Origin of the sequence: Aliarcobacter butzleri, from assembly GCF_900187115.1 — a bacterium.
Classification (GTDB): domain Bacteria; phylum Campylobacterota; class Campylobacteria; order Campylobacterales; family Arcobacteraceae; genus Aliarcobacter; species Aliarcobacter butzleri.
This window is the reverse complement of record NZ_LT906455.1, coordinates 2,047,388-2,073,900: the sequence shown is the minus strand read 5'-3', so window position 1 is coordinate 2,073,900 and position 26,513 is coordinate 2,047,388. Positions and strand designations below refer to the sequence as shown.

Annotated in this window: 25 protein-coding genes; 19 read left to right on the top strand and 6 right to left on the bottom strand. The window is 27.4% G+C overall.

Annotation, left to right across the window (positions count from 1 at the left end; translation table 11 throughout):
* Positions 1–29 precede the first annotated feature (29 nt).
* A complete protein-coding gene (locus tag CKV87_RS10350; protein WP_014469358.1) occupies positions 30–665 on the bottom strand; it encodes a c-type cytochrome in 636 nt (211 codons plus the stop codon).
* Positions 666–728: 63 nt separating this feature from the next.
* Complete coding sequence (locus CKV87_RS10345; RefSeq protein ID WP_012147947.1) at positions 729–3,461, bottom strand: RecB-like helicase; 2,733 nt, start codon at positions 3,459–3,461, stop codon at positions 729–731.
* Between the two features lie 85 nt (positions 3,462–3,546).
* Here CKV87_RS10345 and argB point away from each other — a divergent pair, with 85 nt between their 5' ends.
* The 5 genes from argB (at position 3,547) to CKV87_RS10320 (ending at position 8,896) form a co-directional block, all read left to right on the top strand.
* Positions 3,547–4,452, top strand: a complete 906-nt coding sequence (gene argB / locus CKV87_RS10340) for an acetylglutamate kinase (protein ID WP_012147946.1) — start codon at positions 3,547–3,549, stop codon at positions 4,450–4,452.
* A gap of 18 nt (positions 4,453–4,470) precedes the next feature.
* Entirely contained in the window at positions 4,471–5,952 is a 1,482-nt protein-coding gene (gene thrC / locus CKV87_RS10335) for a threonine synthase (RefSeq protein WP_012147945.1), read from the top strand.
* Positions 5,953–6,109: 157 nt separating this feature from the next.
* Entirely contained in the window at positions 6,110–6,610 is a 501-nt protein-coding gene (locus CKV87_RS10330; protein WP_004510954.1) for a Rieske 2Fe-2S domain-containing protein, read from the top strand.
* 10 nt (positions 6,611–6,620) lie between these two features.
* Positions 6,621–7,871 carry a cytochrome b gene (locus tag CKV87_RS10325; RefSeq protein WP_012147944.1) on the top strand — a complete coding sequence of 417 codons (1,251 nt, stop codon included), beginning with the start codon at positions 6,621–6,623 and terminating at the stop codon, positions 7,869–7,871.
* Positions 7,868–8,896: a c-type cytochrome gene (locus tag CKV87_RS10320; RefSeq protein WP_012147943.1), complete on the top strand. Its 1,029-nt coding sequence runs from the start codon at positions 7,868–7,870 to the stop codon at positions 8,894–8,896. The genes CKV87_RS10325 and CKV87_RS10320 overlap by 4 nt, the downstream gene beginning before the upstream one ends.
* Positions 8,897–8,954: 58 nt before the next feature.
* Here the strand turns inward: CKV87_RS10320 and CKV87_RS10315 are convergent, their stop codons facing one another.
* Complete coding sequence (locus CKV87_RS10315) at positions 8,955–9,626, bottom strand: 16S rRNA (uracil(1498)-N(3))-methyltransferase (protein WP_012147942.1); 672 nt, start codon at positions 9,624–9,626, stop codon at positions 8,955–8,957.
* Positions 9,626–10,030 carry a hypothetical protein gene (locus tag CKV87_RS10310; protein WP_012147941.1) on the bottom strand — a complete coding sequence of 135 codons (405 nt, stop codon included), beginning with the start codon at positions 10,028–10,030 and terminating at the stop codon, positions 9,626–9,628. Before CKV87_RS10310 ends, CKV87_RS10315 begins: the two co-directional genes overlap by 1 nt.
* 111 nt (positions 10,031–10,141) lie before the next feature.
* Between CKV87_RS10310 and queC the strand changes: the two genes are divergently transcribed.
* The 7 genes from queC (at position 10,142) to accA (ending at position 15,603) form a co-directional block, all read left to right on the top strand.
* On the top strand, positions 10,142–10,828 hold the full coding sequence (gene queC / locus CKV87_RS10305; RefSeq protein ID WP_012147940.1) for a 7-cyano-7-deazaguanine synthase QueC: 687 nt from the start codon (positions 10,142–10,144) through the stop codon (positions 10,826–10,828).
* Positions 10,825–11,349 carry a 6-carboxytetrahydropterin synthase gene (locus tag CKV87_RS10300; protein WP_012147939.1) on the top strand — a complete coding sequence of 175 codons (525 nt, stop codon included), beginning with the start codon at positions 10,825–10,827 and terminating at the stop codon, positions 11,347–11,349. Before queC ends, CKV87_RS10300 begins: the two co-directional genes overlap by 4 nt.
* Positions 11,342–12,106 carry a 7-carboxy-7-deazaguanine synthase QueE gene (locus tag CKV87_RS10295; RefSeq protein ID WP_012147938.1) on the top strand — a complete coding sequence of 255 codons (765 nt, stop codon included), beginning with the start codon at positions 11,342–11,344 and terminating at the stop codon, positions 12,104–12,106. Before CKV87_RS10300 ends, CKV87_RS10295 begins: the two co-directional genes overlap by 8 nt.
* 57 nt (positions 12,107–12,163) lie before the next feature.
* Positions 12,164–12,907, top strand: a complete 744-nt coding sequence (fabG, locus tag CKV87_RS10290) for a 3-oxoacyl-ACP reductase FabG (protein ID WP_004510945.1) — start codon at positions 12,164–12,166, stop codon at positions 12,905–12,907.
* 96 nt (positions 12,908–13,003) lie between these two features.
* Positions 13,004–13,234 (top strand): acyl carrier protein, encoded by a 231-nt coding sequence (acpP, locus tag CKV87_RS10285; protein ID WP_004510944.1) that lies wholly within the window; start codon positions 13,004–13,006, stop codon positions 13,232–13,234.
* 116 nt (positions 13,235–13,350) lie between these two features.
* Entirely contained in the window at positions 13,351–14,610 is a 1,260-nt protein-coding gene (locus CKV87_RS10280) for a beta-ketoacyl-ACP synthase II (protein WP_004510943.1), read from the top strand.
* Between the two features lie 57 nt (positions 14,611–14,667).
* The gene (gene accA / locus CKV87_RS10275) at positions 14,668–15,603 is read left to right on the top strand and encodes an acetyl-CoA carboxylase carboxyl transferase subunit alpha (protein WP_012147937.1); all 936 of its coding nucleotides are present in this window, start codon (positions 14,668–14,670) and stop codon (positions 15,601–15,603) included.
* Between the two features lie 10 nt (positions 15,604–15,613).
* Here the strand turns inward: accA and CKV87_RS10270 are convergent, their stop codons facing one another.
* Positions 15,614–15,958 carry a histidine triad nucleotide-binding protein gene (locus tag CKV87_RS10270; protein ID WP_012147936.1) on the bottom strand — a complete coding sequence of 115 codons (345 nt, stop codon included), beginning with the start codon at positions 15,956–15,958 and terminating at the stop codon, positions 15,614–15,616.
* 115 nt (positions 15,959–16,073) lie between these two features.
* Here CKV87_RS10270 and CKV87_RS10265 point away from each other — a divergent pair, with 115 nt between their 5' ends.
* From CKV87_RS10265 to efp, 7 genes are all read left to right on the top strand, one after another.
* Positions 16,074–17,066, top strand: coding sequence for a phenylalanine--tRNA ligase subunit alpha (locus CKV87_RS10265; protein ID WP_012147935.1), 993 nt, complete (start codon positions 16,074–16,076; stop codon positions 17,064–17,066).
* Positions 17,063–19,387, top strand: coding sequence for a phenylalanine--tRNA ligase subunit beta (gene pheT, locus CKV87_RS10260; protein ID WP_012147934.1), 2,325 nt, complete (start codon positions 17,063–17,065; stop codon positions 19,385–19,387). The genes CKV87_RS10265 and pheT overlap by 4 nt, the downstream gene beginning before the upstream one ends.
* A gap of 13 nt (positions 19,388–19,400) precedes the next feature.
* Positions 19,401–20,678, top strand: a complete 1,278-nt coding sequence (gene aroA, locus CKV87_RS10255) for a 3-phosphoshikimate 1-carboxyvinyltransferase (protein WP_012147933.1) — start codon at positions 19,401–19,403, stop codon at positions 20,676–20,678.
* Between the two features lie 81 nt (positions 20,679–20,759).
* A complete protein-coding gene (locus tag CKV87_RS10250) occupies positions 20,760–21,596 on the top strand; it encodes a 4-hydroxy-3-methylbut-2-enyl diphosphate reductase (protein ID WP_004510937.1) in 837 nt (278 codons plus the stop codon).
* A 66-nt stretch (positions 21,597–21,662) separates the two neighbouring features.
* Complete coding sequence (locus CKV87_RS10245; protein ID WP_012147931.1) at positions 21,663–23,315, top strand: 30S ribosomal protein S1; 1,653 nt, start codon at positions 21,663–21,665, stop codon at positions 23,313–23,315.
* 10 nt (positions 23,316–23,325) lie between these two features.
* Entirely contained in the window at positions 23,326–24,912 is a 1,587-nt protein-coding gene (serA, locus tag CKV87_RS10240) for a phosphoglycerate dehydrogenase (protein ID WP_012147930.1), read from the top strand.
* A 13-nt stretch (positions 24,913–24,925) separates the two neighbouring features.
* Positions 24,926–25,486, top strand: coding sequence for an elongation factor P (gene efp, locus CKV87_RS10235; protein ID WP_012147929.1), 561 nt, complete (start codon positions 24,926–24,928; stop codon positions 25,484–25,486).
* 11 nt (positions 25,487–25,497) lie between these two features.
* Here efp and ribD read toward each other — a convergent pair whose 3' ends face one another.
* On the bottom strand, positions 25,498–26,502 hold the full coding sequence (ribD, locus tag CKV87_RS10230; RefSeq protein WP_012147928.1) for a bifunctional diaminohydroxyphosphoribosylaminopyrimidine deaminase/5-amino-6-(5-phosphoribosylamino)uracil reductase RibD: 1,005 nt from the start codon (positions 26,500–26,502) through the stop codon (positions 25,498–25,500).
* Between the last annotated feature and the right edge of the window lie 11 nt (positions 26,503–26,513).

Genomic DNA, 26,513 nt, shown 5'->3' with positions numbered 1-26,513 from the left:
AGAGTTGAAAGAGGGCTATTGCCCTTTTTTCATTTTTTAGAAGGATTATTTAAATCTTTTAAATAAGCGTAAATACCTTTAATTGTTTTACTATTTAAATTACTTGTATGTATTGCTGCATTTAAAGAACTTTCTTTACCATTTCTACCTAATTCATAATCTTTTAAAGAACTTTGCATATCTTCAACTGATAAAGAATTTAAAGCTACACCAGCTTTTACAACTTCACCTTTTGCACCATGGCAAGTTTGGCATTGGTTAACATAGATATTTTGAGCATCTACTTTTGCTTCTTGAACCTCTTTTTCAATTTTTGCTTTTTCTTCAGCTTGTTTTTTTTGCTCTAATTTTGCAAGGATATTTGCTTCCATTTGAGCTTGATTTCCTACAAATTGAGTTGTTCCAAACTGTTGAGCTGTTGGAGTTTTTAGAATATAGATAAAATTCATACCTGTTGGTGTTTGAGAAATTTTAATATCATCAACTGCCCAACCTTGTTTTTTCATATCATTTACAGAGAATTTTCCTGCACATGCACCACCATTAAGTGGAATATTTTCAATAGTACTCATAGAAGAATGGTTTTCTTTAAAGCACATAGTTGTATCAGCTAAAATAGAAGTTGTTCCTAATAGTAAAATAGAAGAAAGAATAGCTTTTTTCAAGATAAAATCCTTTTTTTTAAATTGCAAGATTTTATCATAATAAGATTAAATTTTTATAAGAAATTAAATTTCATACATCAAACAATTATCCATTTTTAAATATACAAGATATGATTTTACATTTGAAGTTTTAAATATCTCTTTTATAGCTTCTTTATAATATAAAACTTGATTTTTATGTTCTTCATCTAATTCTTCTTTTGTAGTTTTATAATCTAGTATATAATAAGTGTCATCTTTATAAATTAGTAAATCAATAATCTTTAATTCTTCTTTATATATCAAAGATTGTTCACTAGTTAATACAGAATTTGTTATTAAGAATTTAAAAAAATCATTGTTTATTAGATGAGTTAATCTATTTTCTATATCGACAAAATCTTTATCACTTAGATAATTTGAAAATCTTGTTCTTGCTAAGTTTAATGTATATTTTAAGTCATTAAAAGAAAAATTATTTAACATTTCTAAACAATAGTGTGTTGCCAATCCAAAATATCTTGAGTGCAGATGATTTTCTTTTAACTCTTTTTCTTTAACTATTTGTTTTTCTTGAATTCCTAAATTAAGAGGAGTGTATGAAATCATAGATTTTTCTTCGATATTTTTTACAAGATTAGAACTATTAATTATTTTCCCAATTTTACAAACATTCATATTTAATATATCAAAAACGCTTGATTTCTCTTTTTTAAAAATAATCATATTGTTTTTTGCTCTTGTCATTGCAACGTATAAAATATTTATTTCATCTTCTAAGCTTAATTTTTTTTCTTTATCGATAGCTTTTTTATAATCTTCGTTGAAATTCTCATAACCTTTTATTTTATAGAAAATATTTTTTAATTCTAAGTTTTCATAATCAAAAAGAAGTGAAGATTTATCAACATTTTTTCTTTTTATTCTATCAAGAAGTATTACAGTATGAAACTCTAAACCTTTTGATTTAAAAATAGTTAATATTTGAAGCCCTTTTGATTCACTATTTTCCATAATAGCTTCGAGTTTATCAATTTCATAAACAAAATCAACAATATTATTAAAACTCGAACTTACTTCTATTAGTTTTATTATATTTTCATCTATAATTTTTAGTTTCTTTGATAACTCTTTTATAACTTCTTGAACAGATTTTTCTTCTAAATTAATTTCCAAATCTAAAGTTGTTAAAAGTTTATTTCCAATTATTGCATTAAGATTTTCTTTATAAATCTCTTCTTTAAAATAGATATATTTTATTGCATTTATAACTGCTTTTACATTTTGTTGATTTATGAGTTTTGAAGTCATTTCAGTCGAAATTTTAATACTTGGAAACTTTTGTTTTAAGTAATAATATAAAGATAAAACATCATCATTTGTGTAAGTTAATATTGCAATATCATTAAAATTTACTCCACTTTGCAATAATTCTTCAATTTTTTTTGCAACATTTACAAACTTTTCTTCTTCAAAAGCAGTGTCAACAACAACTTCTACATAACCATTTGCTCTTACTGATTCTTGTTTAAAATACTCATAATTTGGCAAATTTAAAAAAAGTTCATTTACAAAATTTATTACATTTTCACATGAACGATAATTTGTATTTAGAACTTCAACTTCTAAAATCTTATTTGTATTTGCTACATAATCAAAAAGTTCTCTTTTTCCACCACGAAATCTATAAATTGATTGTTTTGTATCTCCCACATAAAAAAATGTTTTGAATTTTGTAACATCGCCTGATAAAATTTCATCAATTAATGGTTCTAAAATTTTGTATTGTAAAAGTGAAGTATCTTGAAATTCATCTATTAAAATATGAGAATAGTTTGAATCAAGTCTAAAATATAAAAAATCTTTATCTATTTTTGTAGATAATAAATCATAAACTAAATTTGAAATATCATTAAATTCTAAATAGTTTTTATTTTTATTAAACTCAAATTTAAAATCTCTAAATTTTAAATATACCTCAAATATCTTGTTTAAACTAAAGCCAGCTCTTATTTTATAGTAAATTGACAACTCTTCTTTTAACTTAAGAAAATCACTTTTGCTTGATTCATTTGCACATTTTTTAAAATATGAATAATCTTCAAAATTTTCTTTTTCAAGCCAAGTTCTTCCAAATAAATCCTCAAATGTTTCAAAATCAACTGCATTTTTTGCACTATTACTTGCATTTATACAAGATAAAATTGACTCTTTTATTTTAAAAGCCTCTTTTAAAATATTCTCTTTTTGTAATTCAATCAAACTTGCATCGATATTTATAACTTCTATATCTTCATTTTTTTCCAAAATAGTTTTAAATAACTCGAAAATAGAGTTGAATTTCTTTTTTTCATAAAAGGATAAATCTATCAAAGTTTGAAAATCTTTTTCATTAAGTGATTTTAAAAATTCATAACTAAGTTTTTCAATATCATCATTTTTTATTTCAAAATCATCACTTATTCCGATATATCCACAAAATTCTCTTAAAATTTTATTTACAAATTTATCTATTGTAAAAATAGATAAGTTTGCATTTGAAAATTGTTTGATTAAGATATTTTTTTTACCAAGAATTTCTTCTTTACTTAAATTTACTTCATTTTCTATTGCATTTAAATATGCTTCATCATCTCCTAAAGTAAGAAGAGTTTTATAGATTCTTTCGCTCATTTCATTTGCAGCTTTATTTGTAAATGTTAGAGTTAAAATCTCATTTGGTTTTGCACCAAGAAGAAGTAAACAAATATATCGAACTGTTAGTGCAAAAGTTTTACCACTTCCTGCACTTGCTTTTAATGCTAAGTAATTTTTCATGGACTAATAATACTAAAGTAATACTTTTTTGTTAATAAGATTGTTTTAGCTATAATCTTAACTTTAAAAATCTCAAGGATATTTAATGGCACAAACAAATCCAAAAGTTCAAACTCTAATAGATGCTATTCCATATTTTAAAAAATTCTATGGAAAAACGATAGTTATAAAATATGGTGGATCTGCACAAACAAGTGATGATTTAAAAGAAAAATTTGCTCAAGATATAGTTTTATTAACTCTTTTAGGAATAAAACCTGTTGTTGTTCATGGTGGCGGAGCAAGAATTACAGAACTTTTAAATAAACTTGAAATTCCATCATCTTTTGTTGATGGATATAGAGTTACTTGTAAAGAGAGTATGAGAGTTGTTGAAATGGTTTTAAGTGGAGAAATTAATAAAAATATTGCTTCTTTATTAAATTTTCATGGTGCAAAAGCTATTGGAATTTCAGGAAAAGATTCTGGAATTATAAAAGCAGTTCCAAAAGATGGTGGAAAGTTTGGTTATACAGGAGATATAACTTCTGTAAATGGCGAACTTATAAATAATCTAATAAAAGAGGGATTTATTCCTGTAATTGCACCAATAGCAAATGGAGATGAAGCAAATCATCCAGGATTTAATATAAACGCTGATGTTGCAGCTTGTGAAATAGCAATGGCATTAAAAGCTCAAAAAGTTATATTTTTAACTGATACAATTGGTGTTTTAAATAAAAGCGGTGAATTAATTCAAACTTTAGATAAAGCAAATGTTGAAATGTTTAAAAAGGATGGAACAATTGCTGGTGGAATGATACCAAAAGTTGATTCTTGTATTGAAGCTATTCATAATGGTGTAAATAAAGCACATATTATTGATGGTAGAGTTGAGCATTCAATTTTATTAGAGTTATTTACAAGTGACGGAATTGGAACACAATTTATCAGAGTTGATAATCCAAATAATGGTATTGATATCGAAAAATTATTAAACAAACAAGATTAAAAGAGAAAAGGAAAGTAAGTGAATTTTATAGAAACAAGAGGAAATGACGGAATAAAACCTGTAGAAGTTCCATTTAGTGAAGCTATTTTAAATCCAAGTACATCTTTTGGAGGGCTTTATGTACCTAAATATTTGCCAAAATTAGAAGAGAATTTTATTCAAAATCATGTAAATAAAAGCTACAAAGAACTGGCTTATGATATTTTAAAAGCTTTTGAAATTGATATCGATGAAAATGAAATCAAAAAAGCTTTAGATTTATATGATAATTTTGATGATGCTTCAAATCCTTGTCCAGTTGTTAAGGTAAAAGAAGATTTATTTGTTCATGAACAATATCATGGACCAACACGAGCATTTAAAGATATGGCATTACAACCTTTTGGTTCAATTTTAAGCTCAATTGCAAAAAAAAGAGATGAAAAGTACCTTATTCTTGCTGCCACTTCAGGAGATACAGGACCAGCTGCATTAAATACATTTAAAAATAAAGAGAATATTCAAGTAGTTTGTCTTTATCCTGATGGTGGAACAAGTGATGTTCAAAGACTTCAAATGGTTTGTGAAGATGGAAAAAACTTAAAAGTCTTAGGAATAAAAGGAAACTTTGATGATGCTCAAAATGCTCTTAAAAATTTACTTGCTTCAAAAACTTTTAAAGAAGAGTTAGAAAAAGATAATATTAAATTAAGTGCTGCAAATTCAGTAAACTTTGGAAGAATTATATTTCAAATAATTTATCACTTCTGGTCATATATTCAACTATTAAAACAAGATGAAATTACATTTGGTGAGAAAATTTATTTAGTTGTTCCAAGTGGAAACTTTGGAAATGTTTTAGGGGCTTTTTATGCACAAGAAATGGGCCTTCCTATAGAAAAACTTTTAGTAGCATCAAATGAAAACAATATCTTAACTGAGTGGATAAATACAGGAATTTACGATATTAGAAATAAAGAACTAAAACTTACAAAATCTCCAGCAATGGATATTTTGAAATCTTCAAATATTGAAAGAGTGATTTATTCACTTTTTGGAGCAAATAGAACAAAAGAGTTAATGGAAGAGTTAAACAAAAATAATATATTTGAAATGAGTAAAAAAGAAACAGAACAACTACAAAAATATTTTTCTGCTATTTACTCAAATGACACTTTTGGAGCTAAAACGATTAAAGAATTTTTAGATATTGGATACTTGATGGATCCTCATACTGCAACTTGTATAAAAGCATATAATGAACTAAAAGAAAAACCTTTAAAAACTGTTATTTATTCAACTGCAGAATGGACAAAATTTTCGCCAACTGTGTTAAATGCTTTAAATGAAAACTCTACAAAATATGCTGATAAAGAAGCTTTAGAAGAAATTTCATTGAAATATAATGCAACTTTACCTCAAAGCATTAAAGATTTATTCACTGCAAAAGTTAATCATTCTTTAGTAATAAATAAAGAAGATATTGAAACTCAAATCGTAAAATTTATTAGAGAATTATAATTTTCTCTAATAAAAAATTTATATAGATAGTTTATACAATTAAAATAAAAAATCACAAGCTTATTCCTTAAAATAATTTGATTTACATCAATATATTTTAAGAAAAATTATTATAAAATCAAGCCTAATTCTAAATTTTATATAAAGGAAGCCAAATATGTCTAATAAAACAAATAGACGAGATTTTATTGGTTATTCATTTGCTGCAGTTGCTGCGGTAGGTGGTGCTGCGTCTCTTGTTGGAATGAAACAAGTATGGGATCCACTTCCAAGTGTTCTTGCAGGTGGATTTACTGAAATAGATTTATCTTCAGTGAAAGCGGGTGAACCAGAAACTTTTACATGGAGGGGGAAACCAATCTTTGTTTTGAAAAAAACTGCTGAGATGGAAAATAGTGATAGAGATTTAATAATTGGTAATGATAGATATACTGTTGCTATTGGTCTTTGTACTCACTTAGGTTGTATTCCTGCTTGGAAAAAGGATAAGTGGAAATGTGCATGTCATGGTGGGGAATTTAATCCTAGTGCTAAAAATGTTTTTGGACCACCACCTAGACCGCTAGATTTACCTCCATTTGAAGTAAAAGGAACTACAATCGTTCTTGGTAACGAAGGTCCTGAATATCAAAAAATCGCTGCAACGTTAAAAGCATAAGGAGTAATAAATGGCAAAATTTGAAAAAGCTAACTCTGTTGGAGAATGGTTAGACCAAAGATTAAATCTAACTACATTCAATAAAGTTATGATGACTGAATATTGGATTCCTAAAGATATAAATTTCTTATGGGCGATGGGAGTTTTACTAGCTACTACTTTTGGTATTTTAGTAATTTCTGGACTATTTTTAATGATGTATTACAAACCAGATGTTAATTTAGCGTTTGATTCTGTTAACTATACAATTATGCAAGAAGTTGCATTTGGTTGGTTATTTAGACATATGCATGGTGTTGCAGCTTCTGTTGTATTCTTAATTATATATATTCACATGTTTACAGGAATTTATTATGGTTCTTATAAACAAGGAAGAGAAATGATTTGGATTTCAGGTATGTTATTATTTATGACATTCTCTGCCGCTGGATTCTCTGGATATATGTTACCTTGGGGACAAATGTCTTATTGGGCTGCAATGGTTATTACAAACTTATTTGGTGGAGTTCCTGTTATTGGTGATGCTTTAGTTGTATGGATTAGAGGGGATTTCAATGTTGCTGATGCTACATTAACAAGATTCTTTATGTTACACGTATTCTTATTACCAATTACTATTATGGGAATTATTGGTTTACACTTCTATACTTTAAGAATTCCTCACGTTAATAATCAATCTTCTGATGAATTTGATTTTGATGCAGAAGCTGAGAAATATTTATCTGGAAATAAAAAAGAATCAAAAGTTATTCCTTTCTGGCCAGTATTTATCTCTAAAGATTTAGCGGTACTTGGAATTTTCTTAATTTTCTATTTCTACTTAGTATTCTTCCATTATAACTTTGCAATGGATCCAGTAAACTTTGATCCAGCTGATTCAATGGTAACACCAGCTCACATTTATCCTGAGTGGTATTTCTTATGGTCATATGAAGTGTTAAGAGGTTTCTTCTTTGATATAGCTGGAATTAAAGCTTTTGATATTGGATTAATGGCATTTGCTTTCGCTAATGGTATTTTCTTAGTATTACCTTGGTTAGATAGAGATCCAAAAATTTTACCAGCACACAGAAGACCAGCATTCTTTATTTGGTTCTGGTTATTAATGGTAGATTTAATTGTTTTAACTGTTTATGGTAAATTACCTCCTACAGGTGCAAATGCATGGGTTGGATTCTTTGCTGCAGTTACATTTATTTTATTATTCATTGTACTTCCAATAATTACAAAAATTGATGCAAAAAGAAGGGGAACACTATGAGAGAACTTAAAATTTTAGCAGTAGTAATAGTTTTAACACTAATTACTTACTGGGGAGTTGAACCATTTGCTCACTCACAAATGCACCCACATGTATCTCCTGCAAATTTTAATTTTGCTGCAGCTGATAAAGATTCAGCAAAAGAAGGTATTGAAAAAGCTGAAAAAGCTTTAGCTGAAGCAGAAAAAGCTGGAGTTGAAAAAGCTATTCATTCAGCAAAAACTGATTTAGAAGCTAAAAAAACTTTTGAAAAAGAGATTAATGATTTCTGGGCTTCAAATGAAGAGTCTATTAAAGCAACTGGAGATGTAGCTAATGGTGAAACTTTAGTTACAACTAACTGTACAGCTTGTCATAGTATTGAATCAAAAGGTTTCCCACAAATTATGGATAATGCAAGTGCAGGAGCAGCTTATGGTGTAACTCCTCCTGATTTAGGAACTGCTGGAAAATTATATACTAAAGAATATTTAGTTGCATTTGTTAAAAATCCAGCTCTTGCTTCAAAAACATCTCATAAATTTGTAGATGGAAAAGTTCATCCAATGCCAGGATATGATTGGATGCCAGCTCAAGATGTTGCAGATATTGTTGCATATTTACAATCAATTGCTCCAAAAGAGATGACTAATAAAGAAGTTTTCCATGATGCTTGTCAAAGATGTCATGATATTAAATATGCTGATATGAAAGGTAAAACTATGTCTTCATTTACAGCACATAGTGATATTAAAGCTTATATGGGTAAATTACCTCCTGATTTATCTCAATATATCAGAAGTAGAGGACATGAATATTTAGAAACATTTGTTAATGACCCTCAAAAACAACTTGAAGGTACAGCTATGCCAAGAGTTGGTTTATCTGAAGAATCACAAAAACAAGTAATCTCTTATTTAGAAGAGGTTGGAGATTCTAAAAAAGTACAAAGAGAAGAGTTAGGACCTAAATTCTTAATCTATCTAGTAGTTTTTGCAATATTTGCATTCTTATGGAAAGCAAGTAAATGGAGAGATGTTCACTAAGAACATCTTTTCAAAATAAAAAGGTATAGATTTTAAAATCTATACCTTTTTTTATTTATTAAAGAATAATTTTTGAGCTAGCAGAAATAATTGCTGTTTCAGAACGAAGTATTAAGTTTGAATCAAATCCAACAATAAAATTTTTATTGAATTTATCTCTTTCATTTTTAGAAAATCCACCTTCACAACCAATAACTAAAGTTTTTATATTCTCTTTTTTTTCATCAATTGAAGTAGTTGAAAAATCAAGAAAATAAACTTCATCATTTTTTTTCATAAATTCATCTAAATTTTTACAAATTTCTAATTTAATAATACTCGAACGACCACACTGAGAAGAAGAATTGATAAGTATTTTTTCTAGTTTTTCTATATTTATTTTGAAGTTCTTTTGTGAAAAATCACTATAGATAAAAGTGATTTTTTCAATTCCAATTTCATTTAAAGATGTTATATACTTTTCAATAGTTTTTGGATCAACTATACACCAACCAAGGTGTAGTTTTTTTTCATTTTCTAAAACTTTTTCTTCTTTTGAAAGTAAGTTTAAAAGAGCTTTTTTCTTATCAATAAAAGAGATTTTATATAAATAAATATATTCATCTTTTAAATTTCTAAAATAGATTTCATCATCAATCTTATGCCGTCTAGCTTTTATTAAATAATTGTAAACTTCATCTTTTATTTCTAAAGATTCATTTCCACAAAATTCATCGTAAGTAAATTGCATTAAAATACCTTAGAAATTGCATAAACAAAAATCAAAACTGAAATTTCAATAATATAGATCTTTTTTGCATATTTATAAAAATCATTTTGAAGTTCGATTTGCTCACTTTTTATAACTCTCATTTTTTTATATCTTTTTATTTCAATTACAAGTAAAAATATTGAAGCTGGAATCATCAAAGCTATTGTAAGACTAAAGTGTTGAGCATAAAAAGCTATAATTGTTCCTGTATAAATAACAATTGCGTTTGTTAAATGATATAAAGGTGTCATAAATTTAAGTCTTTTAGCTAAGCTAATAAAGTTTTTTTGACTTAAAACAGAGTATAAATTAAATAACATTATACATAAGAAAAAATATATTGTGTAAACATGAGTTTGAATTGCATCTTGCATTAGTTCCATTAATCGTTTATCTCACTTTTAAAAAATTTTGGTATTATAGCCAACTTGTCATAAGTTTTAAATTTTAAATTTTAATATGATTTTAGTGTAATCAAAGGATTTATATATAATATGAATAAAATATCAACAAAAAAAGCAATATGTATTTTAAGTGGAGGAATGGATTCTACTTTAAGTTCATATATTGCAAAAAAAGATGGTTTTGAAATAATTGCTGTACATTTTAATTATGGACAAAGAACTCAAAATAGAGAATTAAAAGCATTTAGAGATATTTGTAATGAACTAGATATAAAAAGTAAATATGAAATTGATATTCCATTTTTTACTCAAATTGGGGCAAATGCCTTAACAGATATGAGTATTGATGTTCCAACTGGTGGTTTAGAAGCTGGTGTTCCTATAACTTATGTTCCATTTAGAAATGGTATTTTTTTAGCAATTACTGCTGCAATTGCTGAAAAAGAAGGAGCAACTGCTATGTATATTGGTGTTGTACAAGAGGATAGTTCTGGTTATCCAGATTGTACAGAAGAATTTATTCAAGATATGAAAAAAGCAATAAATCAAGGAACTAAAGAAGATACAAAAATAGAGATAATTACGCCTTTAGTTCATCTGTCAAAAGCTCAAATTGTGCAAGAAGCTATAAAACTAAATGTTCCACTTGAACTTACTTGGTCTTGTTACAAAGAGGAAGAAGAAGCTTGTGGGGTTTGTGATTCTTGTAGATTAAGATTAAATGGATTTGAACAAGCTGGAAAAAAAGATCCAATAAAATATAAGGAATTTCAATGAAATGGGAAATTTCAAAAGAGTTTGACTTTTGTTATGGACATAGAGTTTGGTCTCAAACTTTAAATATTGATTTTTCTTTAGATGCTTGTTTGAAATGTAGACATCTTCATGGTCATCAAGGAAAAGTCATTGTATATTTAGAATCAAATGAATTAAATAATTCAATGGTTACAGATTTTAAACACTTAAATTGGTTTAAAGCTTTTTTAGATGATGTACTTGACCATAAATTTATTTTAGATATCAATGATCCATTATTTTCTACTTTGGTTCCAAATATAAAAAAAGAAGACTTAATAAAATTTGATGAAGGTTATTTCTCAATAAATTTAATAAATTTCAAAAACGAAGAATTAGAATTGTATGAAAGTTATGTAGTGGTTGATTTTGTACCTACAAGTGAAAATTTATCAGCATGGTTTTTAAAAATCGTACAAGAAAAAATGAATGGATTAAATATTAAAGTATCAAAAATTGAATTTTTAGAAACTCCAAAAAGTAAAAGTACCTTTTATGCTTGAAATAAATGAGATATTTGGACCAACAATTCAAGGAGAAGGAAAACTTGTTGGAACACCTTCTATTTTTATAAGATTTGGAAAATGCAATTTTAGTTGTACTGGTTTTGGTGTCGTTTATGAAACTCCAAGTGGTATAAAAAAGTATGCTTGCGATTCTTATTATGCTGTAGATAAAGAGTTTAAGGATACTTGGACGAAATATCAAAGTTATAATGATATTGTGGCTGAAGTTGATAATTTAATTTCAACGTATAATTATAATTACAAAATTGATATTGTAATAACTGGAGGAGAACCTCTTTTATATTGGAATAAAAAAGAGTTTCAAAAATTATTAAAACACTACATAGAAAATGGGCATAAAGTTACTATTGAGACAAATGCTTCTTTAAATATAAATTTTGAATTTGATTACCAAAAAGAAATTTTATTTTCAATGAGTGTAAAGTTAAGTAATTCTTTGGAACCTTTAAATAAAAGAATAAATAAAAATACCTTAGTAAAAATTTTAGAAAATACAAAAGATTCTTATATGAAATTTGTAATTGGAAAAGATTTTTTGAATAAAGCAAAAACTGAAATTATTGAAATATTAAAAGATATTCCAAAATGTGAAGTTTATTTAATGCCATTAGGTGATACAGCTGATGAAATAAATAAAAATTGTGAAGATGTTATAAATATGGCAATAGAAAATGGTTTTAAATATTGTGATAGGTTACACATCAGAGTTTGGAATAATAAAAGAGGAGTTTAAACTCTAATAAAAATATTGATATAATAAGTATCAAATGTAAAAAATAAAAGGATTAAGATGAAATTTACTGGTTCAAATGTATTAGTTACAGGTGCAAGCAGAGGAATTGGAGCTGAAATTGCAAAGACACTTGCAAGTTTCGGATTAAAAGTTTGGATAAATTATAGAAGTGGTGCACAAGCTGCTGAAGCAATAAAAGAAGAGATTGAAAAAGCTGGTGGAAAAGCTGCAATAATTAAAGCTGATGTTACAAATGAAGAAGAGTTTGTAAATGCTATTAAAACAATTATTGATGCTGATGGAGAATTAGCATATTTAGTAAATAATGCAGGAATTACAAAAGATAAATTAGCTTTAAGAATGAGTGTACAAGATTTTACTGATGTTATAAATGCAAATTTAACTTCAGCTTTTATTGGATGTAAAGAAGCTTTAAAAGTTATGGGTAAAAAAAGATTTGGTTCTGTTGTAAATATTTCTTCAATTGTTGGAGAAATGGGAAATCCTGGTCAAACAAATTATTCTGCGTCAAAAGGTGGATTAAATGCAATGACTAAATCTTTTGCAAAAGAAGCAGCTTCTAGAGGTATTAGATATAATGCAGTAACTCCTGGATTTATTCAAACTGATATGACAGATGAATTAAAAGAAGAAGTAAAAGCTGAATATGAAAAAAATATTCCACTTTCAAGATTTGGACAACCAAGTGAAATTGCTGATGCAGTAGCATTTTTATTAAGTGATCACTCTTCTTATATTACAGGGGAAATTTTAAAAGTAAATGGTGGATTATACGTTTAATTACTATAATCAAAAAAATATAATTTTATAGTTTAAAAGAGTTTTTAAAAACTTTTTTGCTATAATACAGCGATAATTTTATAAAAGGAAATAAATATGGCATTATTAGATGATGTAAAAGCGGTAGTTGTAGAGCAATTAGATTGTGATCCAGCTGAAGTAAAAGAAGATTCAAAATTCATTGAAGATTTAGGTGCTGATTCACTAGATGTAGTTGAACTAGTAATGGCTTTAGAAGAAAAATTCGACATCGAAATCCCTGATGAAGATGCTGAAAAAATCTTAACTGTTGCAGATGCTATAAAATACATCGAAAATAACGCGTAATTTTAACGCTTTTAAATAGAAGATTAAATCTTCTATTTACATATTTAAAATATTGAGTTTTTTTATTATAAAAATTGAATAATTCGAATAATTAATTTATATTGGAGCATATTTAGATGAAAAGAATTGTTATTACAGGTTTGGGTACTATAAATTCAACAGGACACAATGTAAAAGAATCTTTTGAAGCAGTTACAAATGGTGTTTGTGGTATTGATACAATAACATTATTTGATGCGAGTGAATTTCCTGTACAAATAGCAGGTGAAGTTAAAAATTTTGACCCTGAAACTGTAATGGATAAAAAAGAAGTAAAAAAAGCTGATAGGTTTATTCAATTAGGAATTAAAGCTGCATTAGAAGCGATGATTGATTCTGGTTACGTAACACAAGAAGATAAAAAAGTTGATTCTTCTATTGCAGATAGATTTGGAATTATCTCAGGTTCGGGAATTGGTGGATTATCTACAATAGAAAAAAATTCTGTAACTTGTGAAAATAAAGGACCTAGAAAAATTTCACCATTTTTTATTCCATCTTCTTTAGCAAATATGCTAAGTGGTTTTATCTCAATCGAGCATAATTTAAAAGGACCATCTTTAGGACATGTTACAGCTTGTGCTGCTTCAACTCATGCTTTAAATGATGCAGTTAAAACAATTATGTTAGGTGGTGCGGATAGAATTTTAGTTGTTGGAGCTGAATCTGCTGTTTGTGGAGCAGGTGTTGGTGGATTTGCTGCAATGAAAGCATTATCAACAAGAAATGATAATCCTAAAAAATCATCAAGACCATTTGATATCGATAGAGATGGTTTTGTTATGGGTGAAGGTGCTGGAGCATTAGTTGTAGAAACTTTAGAATCTGCGTTAGCTAGAAATGCAAAAATTTATTGTGAAATTATAGGTTTTGGAGAGTCAGGTGATGCAAATCATATAACTTCTCCTGTAATTGATGGACCATTAAGAGCAATGAAAGCTGCTTTTGAAATGGCTAAAAATATAACTGGAGAATATCCAAAAATTGATTATATCAATGTACATGGTACTTCAACACCAGTTGGTGATAAAAATGAAACATCAGCAATAAAAGAATTATTTGGTGGAAAAGAAAAATGTCCTCCAGTTTCTTCAACAAAAGGTCAAATTGGTCATTGTTTAGGAGCTGCTGGTGCAATTGAAGCAGTTTTTGCAATTAAAGCACTAGATGAAGGAATTATTCCTCCTACGATAAACGTTGAAAATCAAGATCCAGAATGCGATTTAGACGTAGTTCCAAATGTTGCAAGAAAATTAGAGTTAACTACTGTTATGAGTAATAACTTTGGTTTTGGTGGAACAAATGGTTCCGTAATTTTTAAAAAATATACAAAATAATTTATAAACCTAACCATTAAAGAGCTAAGTTGTTTAGCTCTTTTTTAAGGAAAAACTTTGGCGACTTACTTAGAATTTGAAGAAAAAATCAAAAAAATAGAAGAAGATATTATTGTAGCAAAAACAAAAGCTGACGAACCTGCTGTGGATATCTTAGAAAAAAAATTAGAAAAAGAAGTTGAAAAAACTTTTAAAAATTTAAATGACTATCAAAAATTACAATTAGCAAGACATCCTGATAGACCTTATGCTCTTGATTATATCTCAGGACTTTTGAAAAATGCCTATGAAGTTCATGGAGATAGACATTATGTTGATGACCATGCAATAGTATGTTATTTTGGTTTTATTGATAATCAAAAAGTATTAGTAATTGGTGAACAAAAAGGAAGAGGAACAAAAGAGAAACTTCAAAGAAATTTTGGTATGCCAAGTCCTGAAGGATATAGAAAAGCTTTAAGAGCAGCTAAGATGGCTGATAAGTTTCAAATTCCAATTCTTATGTTAGTTGACACTCCGGGTGCATATCCTGGAATTGGAGCTGAAGAGAGAAATCAATCTGAAGCTATAGCAAAAAATTTATTTGAATTTGCAGATTTAACAACACCAACTATATCTGTTGTTATTGGAGAAGGTGGTTCAGGTGGAGCTTTAGCTATTTCAGTTGCTGATAAATTAGCAATGATGAGATATTCAGTTTATGCAGTTATTTCTCCTGAAGGCTGTAGTGCAATTTTATGGAATGACCCAACAAAAGTTGAAACAGCAGCAAATGCTTTAAAAATAACAGCTGAAAACTTAAAAGAATTAAATTTAATAGATGATGTTATAAATGAGCCTTTAATTGGTGCTCATAGACAAAAAGAACAAGCAATTTTTGCTTTAAAAGAGTATTTTATAAAATCTTTAGCTGAGTTAAAAAAACTAACTCCTCAAGAACGATTAGATAAAAAATATCAAAAACTTATGAACTTAGGTTCATTTACAAAATAGACAAAAAAGATTAAATATCTTCTTTGTCTCTTACCAATCTTCCAACTGATTCTCCACCAATCATATGAAAATGTAAATGATGTACTTCTTGTCCGCCATGATTTCCTATATTTGTAATTAATCTATAACCACTTTCATCAATATTAAGTTTTGTAGCTACTTTTTGAATAAATTCACTCATTGAAGACATGATATTTGTAGGTGTTACTTGAAATGAATCATAGTGTTCTTTTGGAATGATTAGCACATGAATTTTTCTTGTTGGATTTATATCATTAAAAGCTAAAAAATTTTCATCTTCTAATATAGTTTGATTTGGAATTTCACCTTTTACAATTTTGCAAAATATACACATGTTTTTTCCTTAAAAATTGGATTAAAAGCGATTATAACCAAACTCTAATAAAATCTTATGTATAATCGCAAGCTTATAGTATTCGATAAAATTTTTATAAAAGTCAGGAGAAAAAGTGACTCAGTGGATTGAAAAAATTAACAATGCGAAATCACTTGAAGAGTTAGAAAATTTAAGAATTGACACTTTGGGAAAAAAAGGTGTATTAACTTTAGAATTTGCTAAAATGAAAAGTGTTCCAAATGAAGATAAAAAAGCTTTTGCAGAAAATTTAAATATACAAAAAACTTTAATAACGCAAGCTTTAGATACAAAAAAATTAGTTTTAGAAAAAGATGCTTTAAATGAAAAATTAGAAGCCGAAAAAATAGATGTAACAAAATTTAACAATGAACTATCTTGTGGTGCAACTCATCCTGTTGTTGAAACAATGAATAAAATTATTACTTATTTCCAAAATTTAAATTTTGCAGTGGAAGAGGGACCACTTGTTGAAGATGATTTTCATAATTTTGAAGCTTTAAATTTACCAAAATATCATCCAGCACGTGAAATGGCAGATACTTTTTATAATAAAGATTTTACACTTTTAAGAACTCATACTTCTCCTGTTCAAATTAGAACTATGCTTAGTCAAAAATCTCCTATTAGAATGATTGCTCCAGGAACAGTTTTTAGAAGAGATTTTGATATTACACACACACCAATGTTTCACCAAATTGAAGCTTTAGTTGTTGATGAAGCAGATAAAGTATCTTTTGCTAATTTAAAACATGTTTTAGTTGAGTTTTTACAACATATGTTTGGTGAAGTTGAAGTTAGATTTAGACCATCGTTTTTCCCATTTACAGAACCATCAGCAGAAGTTGATATCTCTTGTGTTTTCTGTAAAGGTGAAGGATGTAGAGTTTGTTCACAAACTGGTTGGCTTGAAGTTTTAGGCTGTGGTGTTGTAGATGAAAATGTATTTAAAGCAGTTGGTTATGAAAATAAATCTGGATATGCTTTTGGATTAGGTATTGAAAGATTTGCAATGCTTATTCATAATATTGGAGATTTAAGATCACTGTTTGAAAGTGACACAAGATTATTAGGACAGTTCAAATGATTATTACAAGAAGTTGGTTAGAAGAGTTTATTAATATTTCAAATATTTCTACAAAAGATATTTGTAAAACGCTAAATGCAATAGGTCTTGAAGTTGATAGTCTTGAAAGCTTTGATATTGCATCAAAAGTTGTAGTAGGAAAAGTTTTAGAAAAAGAAAAACACCCAGATGCAGATAAATTAAATGTTTGTCAAGTTGATTTAGGTGATAAAACAGTTCAAATAGTTTGTGGAGCTTCTAATGTTGATGCTGGACAATTTGTAGCAGTTGCTAATATTGGCTGTGATTTAGGAAATAATTTTATAATAAAAGAAGCAAAATTAAGAGGTGTTGAATCAAACGGTATGATTTGCTCTTCTACAGAACTTGGACTTCCAAAATTAAATGATGGAATTATGGTTTTAGATAATTCAATTGGTGAATTGGTTTTAGGAAAAGAATTAAGAGATTATAAAAAATTATGTGATGATATTATAGAAATTGGTTTAACTCCAAATAGAGGTGATTGTTTAAGTATTTATGGAATTGCTAGGGAATTAAGTGCTTTTTATGATATAGATTTAATAGAACAAGATAAACAAATAAGTTACAGTGAATTTAGTATAGGTCAACTTTTAGAAATAAATTGTGATAGTCATATTAATGCAGATTTAACATACAGAGCTATTGATTTTAGTAATTTTAAATTATCATTAATAAATAGATTAAGAACAGCAATTATTGGAAAATATGAAAATAGTAATGATATAAAAAACATATTAACTTATGCCACTCATACAATGGGTGTAATATTAAATGCTTATACAAAAGAAAAAGCAATTAAAAATGGTGAACTTTATATTTTAGATGTTAAAAAAGATGAAAATGGCTTCGATGCAGTTTATGGAAATGAAAAATTAAGTACTATTTGTGTGGAACATAAAGAAATAGATGTTTCTAATATTAGTGATTTTATAGTTGAAGCTTCATATGTAAATCCAGATTTAATATCAAAAAGAGTGTATGAAAAAAAGATAAAAACAGGTGAAATTTATTATAAAGCGACAAGAGGAAGTGAACCTGATATAGAATTTGGAATGAATTATTTTTCATCGTATATTTCTAAATTAGGTGCTTTAATTTATAAAGGAAATGAAAATTTCATTGAAGATAAAGAAAAGGCATCAATTGATGTTAATGTACATAAGGTAAATTCTATTATTGGTCAAACAATAAATAAATTTGAAATAGAAAGAATTTTAGTATCTTTAGGATTTGAAGTAAAAGAGTCTATTGATGATATTTTAATAGTTAAAATTCCTCATTTTAGACATGATATAAAAAACATCGCTGATATAACAGAAGAAATTGTAAGAATAATTGGGATTGATAATATTATTTCAAAACCTTTAGAGATTGATGAAGTAAACAGAGTAAATAAAACTTCAAAAGATTTAATCAAAAAAAATAAACTTAGATTTAAAGCTATTGAAAATGGTTTTTTCGAAACTTTAACTTATGTTTTTGCCTCTAAAGAAGATCTTCAAAAATATGGATTCAAAACAGTAAAAGATGATTTAGAACTGATAAATCCTATTGTAAAAGAGTTGAATACATATAGAACAACAATACTTTTAAATCTTGTTGAGGCTTGTTCAAATAACTTTAAAACAGGTTCTCGTTCTACAGCTTTTTTTGAAATTGGAACTATATTTGATGAAAATAGAAATGAAAGTAAAAAAATTGCTTTCATTCAAACTGGAGCAATGGAACTTGAAGATATTTCAAATGCTGGAAAACCAAAAAATATTGATTTTTTTGCTTTTGCTAAAAAAATATTAAATACTATTGGAAAATTTGATTTAGAACCAATGAGCGAAATTTCAAATTCATTTATTCATCCATATCAAAATGCGAATGTTTTTATTGATGGAAAAAATGTAGGGTATATTTGTAAATTACATCCAAGTGTTTGTTTAGATTTTGATTTAAATGATACATTTGTTGCTGAAATTGATTTTGAAGCTGTAAAAGATGAACTTTTAAAAACTTCTTCTTATTCAAAATTTCAGTCATCTAAAAAAGACTTAAGTATTATTGCACCAAAATCTTTAGAATATAAAGAGATAAAAAAAGCAATAAATTCTTTAAATAATCCAAATATCAAACAATATAACTTAATTGATATTTATAGTGATGAAAAGTTAGGTGAAAATGAAAGTTTAACAATTAGATTTGTTTTACAAAGTGATGAAAAAACTTTAGAAGAAGATGATATTAATTCAATAATAAACTCTATCTTAGAAGTTTTAAAACAAAAATTATCTATTGGATTAAGGTAAAAAGGATAAAAAAGTGGAAAAATTTAACATCAAAAAATTGACAAAGCCATTCAATATTGAAATAGATTCAATAGCAAGTGACAAATCAATATCACACAGATGTGCTATGTTTTCACTTTTTTCAAATCAAACTTCATATATAAAAAATTATTTAACAGCAGAAGATACTTTAAATACTTTGAGTATTGTTGAGCAACTTGGAGCAAAAATCAAAAGAGATGGAAGTTATGTTGAGATAACTCCCACTTCAACTTTAACTGAACCATCTGATGTTCTTGATTGTGGAAATTCTGGAACAGCAATGAGACTATTTTGTGGTCTATTAGCAAGTGTTGAAGGAAGTTTTATTTTGACTGGTGATAAGTATCTAAGAAATAGACCAATGAAAAGGGTTGCGGATCCTTTAAGAAGTATTGGTGCACTTATTGATGGAAGAGAAAATGGAAATAAAGCACCACTTTTTATAAGAGGTGTAAAAGAGCTTAAACCATTTACTTATCATTCTCCTGTTGATTCAGCACAAGTTAAATCAGCTATGATTTTAGCAGCTTTAAGAGCAAACGGAATTTCAAGATACAAAGAAAATGAATTAACAAGAGATCATACAGAACGAATGCTAAATGGAATGGGTGCAACTTTAGAGTATGATAATGATGGTTTTATAAATATTCATCCTTTGAATGGTCATTTAAAACCTTTAAATATTACAGTTCCTACTGATCCAAGTTCTGCATTTTTCTTTGCAGTTGCAGCAGCTATTACTTCAAAATCAAGAGTTTTAATTAAAAATGTAACATTAAATCCAACTAGAGTTGAAGCTTATCAAGTTTTAAAAAGAATGGGTGTAATTGTAAATTTTATTGAAAAAGAGAATGTTTATGAACCAATTGGTGATATTGAAGTAATTAACAACGAATTAAATGGTGTTGATGTAAGTGAAAATATCTCTTGGTTGATTGATGAATTACCAGCTCTTTCAATTGCTATGAGTTTAGCAAAAGGCAAATCAAAAGTTTCAAATGCAAAAGAGTTAAGAGTAAAAGAAAGCGATAGAATCTCAAGCGTAGTAAATAATTTAAAGCTTTGTAAAGTTGATTTTACAGAATTTGAAGACGGTTATGAAATAGTTGGTGGTTCTTTACAAAAAGCAGTTATAGATTCACATGGAGACCATAGAATTGCTATGAGTTTTGCAATTGCTGGATTAAATTGTGATATGGATATTGAAGATATCCAATGTATAGAAACATCTTTCCCAAATTTTAAAGAGATTTTGGACTCATTATACTAAAAACAATTTGTTGTTTTTTTTAGAGAAAGAAATAACTAAAATAAAAGTTTCTAAAAATTGGAACGATTTTAAGGGTAAGTGATGGAAGTAAAATTAGCATCTAATTATGGATTTTGTTTTGGTGTTAAAAGAGCAATAAAAATAGCAGAAGAACACCAAAATTCAAGTACAATGGGACCTTTGATTCATAATCAAGATGAAATAAATAGATTAAAAAATTCATTTAATGTTGGATTATATTCAAATTTAAGTGATGTAAAACAAAATGATACAGTAATTATTAGAACTCATGGAATACCAAAAAATGATTTAAAAAATTTAAAGGCATTGGATGCAAAAATAATAAATGCAACTTGTCCTTTTGTTACAACTCCTCAGCAAATAGTAAAAAAGATGTCAAGTGAAGGATATTCTATTCTTATTTTTGGTGATGCAGAACACCCTGAAGTAAAAGGTGTACAATCATATGGTGAAGATCAAGAGGATGTTCATATTGTATTGGAAGTAGCAGACTTAGAAAAAATTACTTTTAAAAATAATAAAATTGCTACGGTTGCTCAAACAACAAGAAAAAAAGAGAAATATCTTGAAATTGTAAATGCATTAATTTTAAAAAACAAAGAAGTTAGAGTTTTTAATACAATTTGTGATGCAACTTTCGAAAATCAAGACTCTGCAAGAGAGCTTTCAAAAGAAGCAGATGTTATGATTGTAATAGGTGGAAAAAATTCGTCAAACACAAAACAACTTCATTCAATTTGTTTAGAAAATTGTCCAGACTCTTATCTAATTGAGAATGAAAATGAATTAAAAGATGCTTGGTTTTTAAATAAAAAGTTATGTGGAGTAACAGCAGGTGCGAGTACGCCAGACTGGATTATAAAACAGGTTATAGATAAAATCAAATCAGTCAACTAGGAGTTTTAAGTCAAATTTTTGTATAATCGTCCCATTTAATAAAACTGGTAAATACGAAGGAATAATATGGGTATCGAAGATATAGATTTAGGTGAAGACTTTGATTTTGAGCAAATGCTTAATGAGTCTTTTGAGAATGCGGAAAATAATTCTGTAGTTGATGGTGTAATAGTTGAAATTTCTAACGATAGAGTTTTAGTTGATGTTGGTCAAAAAATTGAAGGACAATTATCAGTTTCTGAAATTACAATTGGCGGTCAAGTAAAATATAATGTTGGTGATGTAATTCCTGTTATGTTAATGGGAAATAAAGGTGAAAGACCTAACATTTCACATAAAAAAGTTCTTCAAAAAGAAAAATTTGACAATTTTGTAAAAACTCACGGTGAAGATTTTGAAGATGTTACAATCGAAGGTAAAATAGTTTCAGTTAAACAAAAGGGTGGTTTTGTAATTGAAGACGCTGCTGGTTGTGAATACTTTATGCCAATGGCACAATCTTATTTAAAAACTCAAGGTGCTATTGGAAAAACTGTAAAAGCTAAAGTTATAAAAGTTAACAAAGCTCAAAATTCAATTATAGTTTCAAGAAAAAAATTAATAGAAGAATCAAAAAATATAAAAGATAATAAAGTTGCAGAAATTTTAGAGAAAAAAGAAGCAATTAACGGAACAATCAAAAAAATAACTTCTTATGGTATGTTTGTTGATTTAGGTGGAATTGATGGTTTAGTAAACTACAATGAAATCTCTTATAAAGGACCAGTTAATCCTGCAAATTATTACAATGAAGGTGATGAAGTTTCAGTTGTAGTATTAGCTTATGATAAAGCAAAACAACATTTAAGTTTATCAATTAAAGCAGCACTTTCAAATCCATGGAAAGAGATAAAAGACCAATTAGAAGTTGGAGATACAATTACTGTTACTGTTTCTAATTTTGAATCTTATGGTGCATTTGTTGATTTAGGAAATGATATTGAAGGTTTATTACATATTTCAGAAATTTCATGGAATAAAAACTTGAAAAATCCAAAAGAACTTTTAACTATTGGTGATGAAATCAATGTTGAAGTTATTGAATTAAATGTTGAGCAAAAAAGATTAAGAGTATCTTTAAAAAATTTACAAGAAAAACCATTTACTAAATTTGTAAATGAGCATAAAGTTGGTGATGTTATTAAAGGTAAAATTGCAACTTTAACTGATTTTGGTGCTTTTGTAAATATTGGTGATGTAGATGGATTATTACATAATGAAGAAGCTTCTTGGGAATCAAATGCTAAATGTAAATCGCTATTTAAAAAAGGTGATGAAGTTGAAGTAAGAATTATAAAAATTGATAAAGAAAAAGAAAATATTTCTCTTTCAATCAAAGATATTTCTGATTCTCCAGCTAAAAGATTCCAAGACGCTTATAAATTAGGTGATATCGTAAAAGGTCCAGTTAAAGATATAAAAGATTTTGGTATTTTTATAAAATTAGAAAATAATCTTGATGGATTAATTAGAAATGAAGATTTTGGACCATTAAAAGCTGATGAAGTAAAAAATGGTGATGAAATTGAAGCTGTAATTATAAATATTGATACTAAAAAGAATAGAGTAAGATTATCTGTAAGAAGATTAGAACAACAACAAGAAAGAGAAGTTTTAAAATCTGTTAATGATGATACGTCTATGACTTTAGGTGATATTATAAAAGATCAAATAAAGTAGGTTATTTAAAATGAGTAAGTATACAATTGTAGTTTGTGACCATATACATGAAGCTGGTTTAGAGATTTTAAAAAATACTGACGATGTAAATTATGTATATGCAGCAGATATTGATAAAACAGAATTATTAAATGTTATAAAAGATGCTCACGTAGCAATTACAAGATCTTCAACTGATGTTGATGAAAAGTTTTTAAATGCAGCTGTTAATCTAAAAGCTCTAATTAGAGCTGGAGTAGGTTATGATAATGTTGATATTGATGGTTGTAGTAAAAGAGGAATAATCGCTATGAATGTTCCAACTGCAAACACAATCGCAGCTGTTGAATTAACAATGACACATATGTTATCTTGTATGAGAAAATTTCCTTATGCTCATAATCAATTAAAAAATGAGAGAGTTTGGAAAAGAGAAGATTGGTATGGAAATGAACTTTATGGTAAAAAATTAGGTGTTATTGGTTTTGGTAACATCGGTCATAGAGTTGCATTAAGAGCTAAATCATTTGAAATGGAAGTAATTACTTACGATCCATATATTCCTTCAACTAAAGCAACTGATTTAGGTATCAAATATACAACTAACTTCGATGATATTTTAGCTTGTGATATTATTACAATTCATACACCAAAAAATAAAGAAACTATCGATATGATAAGTTTTGATGAAATCAAAAAAATGAAAGATGGTGTTGTTTTAATTAATTGTGCAAGAGGTGGATTATATAATGAAGAAGCATTATATGAAAACCTAAAATCAGGAAAAATTGCAATGGCTGGAATTGATGTATTTAAAAAAGAGCCTGCAACTTCAAATCCTTTATTAGATTTACCAAATATAACTGTAACAGCTCACTTAGGAGCAAATACAAAAGAATCTCAAAAAGAAATTGCTATTCAAGCAGCAAACAATGCTATTGAAAGTGCACGAGGAATTGCTTATCCAAATGCTTTAAATTTACCAATTGATGAGAGTAAAATACCACCTTTTGTTAAACCATATATTGAACTTACTCAAAAAATGGCATTTTTATTAGCACAAATAAGTAAAAGTGAAATTAGATCAATAAATGTTTCAGCTGAAGGTGAATTAGCTGATTATTTAGACTCTTTACAAACTTTTGCAACTTTAGGCATTTTAGCAGTTAGTTGTGGAAGTGAAGTAAATTATGTAAATGCAAATTTTATAGCAAAAGAAAAAGGTATAGATTTATCAGTTTCTGCTTTAGCAAATCATAGTGGCTATAAAAATAAAGTAACAATAAAAATAACTACAGTAAATGGTATCAAAACTATATCTGGAACAGTTTTTGCAGATGATGTTCAAAGAGTAATTGAACTTGATGGTTTTGCAATTGATGTTGATCCAAAAGGTAAAATGATTGTTATGAAAAATAAAGATATTCCAGGTGTTATTGGTACAGTTGGAAAACTTTTAGGTGACAACAAAATTAATATTGCTGATTTTAGATTATCAAGAGGAAAAGATGGTATAGCTTTAGCTATTGCTTTAATTGATGAAAAAGTAACTTCAGAAATAATAAAAAATCTTGACAACTTAGAAGCTACAATTGCTGTAGCTTATGCAGAAATTTAAGGAGAGAAATATTATGGCAATAGGAATGAGCGAATTAAAGAAGGGATTAAAAATCGAAGTTGATGGAATTCCTTATAAAATTACTGAGTACCAACACGTAAAACCAGGGAAAGGTGCAGCATTTGTTAGATGTAAAATAAAATCATTTTTAAATGGAAAAGTTATTGAAAAAACTTTCCATGCAGGTGATAAATGTGAAGTTCCAAACTTACAACAAAAACAAATGCAATTTTTATATGATGATGGTGAATTATTACAATTCATGGATACATCAACTTATGAACAAGAAGGATTAACTTACGAGCAAGTTGGTGATGCATTTGATTGGATTATTGATGGAATGCAAGTAGATATGATGTATTTTAACGGAAAAGCTATTACTGTTGAACCACCAATGGTTGTTGAGCTTAAAATAGTTGATACTCCACCAAACTTTAAAGGTGATTCTCAAGGTGGAAGAAAACCAGCTACTTTAGAATCAGGTGCAGTTGTACAAATTCCTTTCCATATCTTAGAAGGTGATATAATCAGAGTTGACACTAGAACAGGTGAATACTTAGAAAAAGTAAAATAGTAGCAAAGCTACTATTTTCTTTTTAGAAAAACTATCTTATCTTCTCCAATGAAATTTTCATGAATTATTTCAAAATCTAAATCAATCTCATTTAAAGCATTTTGTCCTTTTCTTATTTTTGGGCTTATTATTAAAATAAAAAAATCAATTCTTTCTTTTAATTTATCAAGTAGATTATATACGCCTTCTATCATAATAAATTTATAATCAAGTAATTTATATAAATCATCACTTATCAACACTTTTCTATTTGGAATTTTAAACAAAGGAATATTAGTATCAAATACTTTATTTTTGCTATATATAAATATATCAGGATTTTTTCCTTGAATATATCGAGTATCAAGTGTCGGTTTATCAATTCTTACGCTATTTCCGCCAATAACAAGTAAATCAATCTTATCTCTTAATGTATGAACATATGCTAAAGCTCTATTTGAAGATATTTTTCCATCAATACTTCCATTTAACGTTTGTGCCATTTTAAAAAATATACAAGATTTATTTTGCCAAGAGATAAATGGTAAAATTAGATTTAAACCATCTTTTTTTAATATGTCTAATGTAACATTAATATTTTCATTTCTAAGCGTTTCTAAGCCTCCTGTTGCTTGTTTATTAGGATCTTTTACGCTAATAATTACTCTTTTGGGTTTTAACTCTTTTAAGAGGTTTGCACAAGAAGGAGTTTTACCTATATGATTGCAAGGTTCAAGTGTTACATATATTTCACAATCATTAAAAAAACCATTATGATTTTGTAATAAAAATTGGTGAATATCAAAAGATGAATTTTTTGTTTTTAAAATACTATTTGGATTATCTTTTAAATAAGCAGTTTTAAGAGCATTTACTTCAGCATGAGGCATACCAGCTTCTTTATGTGCTTCAACAGCTAGTAATCTTTGATTTTTTACAATAACACAGCCAACAGCAGGATTAGGATAAGTTAAAAGTTGATGTTTCCAAGCTTCATCAATGGCAAGTCTCATATAAAAATTATCATCAATTTTCATAATTTGACTCT